Origin of the sequence: Kandleria sp., from assembly GCF_017934775.1 — a bacterium.
In the GTDB taxonomy this organism is placed as follows: domain Bacteria; phylum Bacillota_I; class Bacilli_A; order Erysipelotrichales; family Coprobacillaceae; genus Kandleria; species Kandleria vitulina.
Genome location: NZ_JAGBIX010000049.1, coordinates 1 through 4,012, shown reverse-complemented (window position 1 = coordinate 4,012; position 4,012 = coordinate 1). Strand labels below are relative to the sequence as shown.

Sequence of the window (4,012 nt, the reverse complement as noted above, 5' to 3'; positions counted from 1 at the left end):
GGACATATGGAAGGGACTAGTCTCCCAGTGGGAGGGACGTCTTCCCATTGTGTTCTCTCAGCTCACCGCGGGTTGCCAAGTGCCAAATTATTTACAGATCTAGATAAGATGAAAAAAGGAGATCTCTTCTTTCTTCATATTCTAGATAAGACTTTGGCTTATAAAGTAGAAGATATCTTTACTGTTAAGCCGGATGAAACAGATAAGCTTTCCTTAGTAGAGGGGAAGGATTATGTAACACTTCTGACTTGTACACCTTATGGTGTCAATACGCATCGTCTGCTTGTAAGAGGAGTGCGTACTGCCTATAAGCAAGATGAAGAGAAGGTATCAATTCTTAAGGATTATCGTGTATGGATTCTTATTGGAACAATTGTATCTTTGATCATAGTCAATGTATTTATGGTCATCAAGAATAAAAAGAAAAAACGTTCTAAGAAATAGGGGGCAAATAATATGAAAAGATGCATAAAATGGCTTACAGCAGTGCTTGTCATCTTGTTTTCTTTAACACCAGTCATCGCCGAAGAGAAGATGGGAGATATTACAATTAAATATCCTGTTGATAATGTCACATTCAAGCTCTTCTATTTAGGCGAATGGAAAGCAGAAAAGATTAACTATCAAGGTGCTTTTAAAGATGCAAAGATCACAGATGATTTAAATGAAGCTGCAGATGCACTTTCAGCATTTGTGAAAAAGAATAATGTCAATCCAAGTGCAAGCGAAAAAAGCAAGGATGGAGAAGTGAATTTCTCTAATATCAAGAAAGGTATCTATTTAGTATTAGGTGAAGAAAAGATTGATAATAAAGTTCATTATCGTGTAAGACCAATGTTATTATCAATGCCAGCTTATAACGCCAACACTGAAAGCTGGTCAACAATCGTTAATGCGAAATATGAACAGGAAACAATTCCTGGCAATACCAGTCTTGAAGTATTAAAAGTCTGGAAAGACAACAATAGTAAAAATCGTCCAAAAAGTATCGAAGTTGAACTTTTAAGAAACAATGAAGTGTATGATACAAAAACGCTTTCTAAAAAGAACAACTGGAAACACATATGGAATAATCTTGATGGAGATTATGAATGGACTGTATATGAAAAAACGACATTCAATGATTACAGTGTTTCAATCAGTCGTTCAAATAGAAAAGTTGTCATTACAAATAAGCTCAACAAAGAAACACCACCAAAGACTCCAAAGAAACAGCGCATACCACAGACTGGACAGTTGTGGTGGCCAGTTGTGATCTTGGCTGGCATTGGTGTTGTACTTATCAGCATCGGTTTAAGTAAAGGGAAGGCCGATAGATGAAAGGGCGAATCATAATTAAGATTGGGCTGCTGTTTATTATAGCAGCTCTTTCACTTACACTTTATAACGTATATGAAGGATATCTTGCGGATCAATCTTCATCTATGGTTGTGAAGCAGCTTAAAAAGAAAGTCACTGCGCGAGATGAAAAGCATGTCTATGAATATTCAGATAGAGACATGCCAACGATCTTAATTGATGGTCATTATTATGTAGGATGGATTTCTATTCCTTCTTTGCATTTAGATCTTCCTGTAATGGATACATGGAGCTATCCTCATTTAAGAATTTCTCCTTGTCGATATGAAGGAACAATCTACAAGCGTAATATGGTTATTGCGGGTCACAATTATGCCAGACATTTTTCTCGTATCAAAGGATTAAAGAATGGTACAAAAGTTACTTTTACTGATGTAGAAGGATCAGTATTCCCATATCGTATTACCTCTCAGGATATTTTATATCCAACTGAGAATGAAAAACTTATCAAAGAATCTGATCAGTGGGATCTGACAATGTTCACATGTACATGGGGTGGAGAACGTCGTCATGTCGTCAGATGCTCACTTGAAGTATAATTTTTCATTTGACAGGACTTTGTCCTGTTTTTATTTTTGTCAAATTAATGTCAATTATTTTATATAAATTTACACACGAATGACTTTAAAATACTTAGTTTTGTCAAATAATAGTAAAATTTATTCCCAAAAGTAAAATTAGCAGTCAAACACAAGTTACATCTATTTACTTTCATTTTTCTTGAGAATAAAATGAAGGTAAGAAAAGAGGTAAGGGCTTACATTCTTGGAATAATATTGGTTTGATGCAAAATAATAATTAAAAAAGCATCGTTTAGGTAATAAAAATTTTTGATGGGGGTAGCGGATATGAAAAAAAGTAGAGTGACAATTGTCTTTATAATATTTATGGCAATGCTGCTGAGTAGCATGACTGGCGTGCCTCTTTCTTCTCATTCATTCTATAGTGATGTTAACGCTGAAGATAAAGTAAGTGAAACAACAGATGAGACTGAGGCTTCTGAAACTGATCAAGATGATAATCAGAAAGAAAAAGCTGAAGAGGATAATAAGAAAGAAGAAGAGAAAGAAGAGAACGAAAAGCAAGAAGCTAAAGTAGAGACAAAAGAAGAAAAGAAAGAAGAAAAAACTGAAATTATTGATGTTCCTACTACACTTAAGACATCGGTTGATGATGTGCGTGTAACTGTTACCTTTGATCAAACAGCTAACCTTCCAAAAGGAACAACGTTGACGGTAAAAAAGATTGTTAATAAGCATTCATCATATCGTGATGATAAGTCTAAAGTTGAGAAATGGCTTAAAGAAAAAAAGACAAAGAAGTTAAAACATGAACTTGAATCATTTGATTTGTTTGATATTTCTCTTATGTATGATGGTAAAGAAGTTGAACCTGAAGGTAAGGTTACAGTGAAGCTTTCTTATGAAAATGAAGAGTTCGAAAATAAAAACAAGCTTAAGGTTGTACACTTTGTAAAAGATCAGGATACTGATCTTGAAGAAGTTGAAATGAGTGAAACAACATTAAAGAACGATAAAGTCACATTCGAATTTGAAACAGAGAGTTTCTCTAAATATGGTGTTGTAGAAGAACAGGTCAACGCATCAAGAGCTGGTCCAGACAACACTATTCAAACTGCGGATAGTAGAGCTGATGGTATTACGATGAATCTATTTGATTACTGGGGTGAATCAAGTGATAAAACTCGTAATCTTAATCAGTCTGCAAACTTGCCACAAAATGGTAATGCTCAAGTTCCAAGCAATTATCAAATTGGTATTAATGCAGGACATAGGCTTCAATTTACAGCCTATGGTCAAACTGGAAATACTCTTAATCATTTTACTGGTGCAAATGGTCCAGCTAGAACTGGTATCGTTCAGGATACATTAAATAAAGGTTATCCGATTTTAACAAATAACACAACATTGCAGACAGATGGTTCAAGCCTTAAATACTTGTTTGATACAGATGATATTGAGGGTGCAAAAAAGGTTTATCGCAATGTTAACCATCTTATGACTAAAGATGCAAATGGTGTATACAGCTATAACAGTAATGTAAACTACGCATACTATGATACTTCTCAAGGAGATAATGGTAGTTTCAAAGTTTACAACGATACATACAATACATCAAATAATGACAGTTATAAGATTGGGTTCTTCCCATTCACTGAATATGACAGGAATCAGACATACATCGATAACCATACGAATAATACGAACAATGGAATTAATCATCAGTACTATAATCACCATTTCGGAATGCATATGAATGCAACATTTGCGATTCCAACAAGTGGTAAGGTTAATGGACAAGACGTTGTCTATGAATACAGTGGCGACGATGATATGTGGCTTTACATTGATGGTATCTTGGTTCTTGATCTTGGTGGTATTCATGAACCGGTACATGGTACAATCAACTTTACAACTGGTAAAGTTGTAACATGGCCACAAAATAGACCTAACAATAGAACTGTTACATCTCTTCAAGCAATCTTTAGACAACAGGGAATCACATGGAAGAATGATACAGATCATAAATTAGATATGTTCTATCTAGAACGTGGGGGACAGTATTCTAACTTATCAATGACTCTTAATATTCCTATTACTAAAACTGTTACAGTTAAAAAAGAAATAGAAGG

At 34.5% G+C, this 4,012-nt stretch carries 4 protein-coding genes; all 4 read left to right on the top strand.

Annotation, left to right across the window (positions count from 1 at the left end; genetic code table 11):
• Positions 1 to 444 (top strand): class C sortase (locus tag J6L95_RS05450; RefSeq protein ID WP_287458426.1); only part of this gene is annotated, 444 nt, incomplete at its 5' end.
• 12 nt (positions 445 to 456) lie between these two features.
• On the top strand, positions 457 to 1,320 hold the full coding sequence (locus tag J6L95_RS05445) for a Cna B-type domain-containing protein (RefSeq protein WP_287458425.1): 864 nt from the start codon (positions 457 to 459) through the stop codon (positions 1,318 to 1,320).
• The gene (locus J6L95_RS05440) at positions 1,317 to 1,898 is read left to right on the top strand and encodes a sortase (protein WP_074623990.1); all 582 of its coding nucleotides are present in this window, start codon (positions 1,317 to 1,319) and stop codon (positions 1,896 to 1,898) included. The genes J6L95_RS05445 and J6L95_RS05440 overlap by 4 nt, the downstream gene beginning before the upstream one ends.
• Positions 1,899 to 2,207: 309 nt before the next feature.
• Positions 2,208 to 4,012: fibro-slime domain-containing protein (locus J6L95_RS05435; protein WP_287458424.1), on the top strand; the 1,805-nt coding region annotated here is incomplete at its 3' end.

What these genes read in the sequence shown, in the direction of transcription:
- J6L95_RS05445 (WP_287458425.1), top strand. Translation starts at nt 457, where the DNA reads ATGAAAAGATGCATAAAATGGCTTACAGCAGTGCTTGTCATCTTGTTT.
- J6L95_RS05440 (WP_074623990.1), top strand. Translation starts at nt 1,317, where the DNA reads ATGAAAGGGCGAATCATAATTAAGATTGGGCTGCTGTTTATTATAGCA.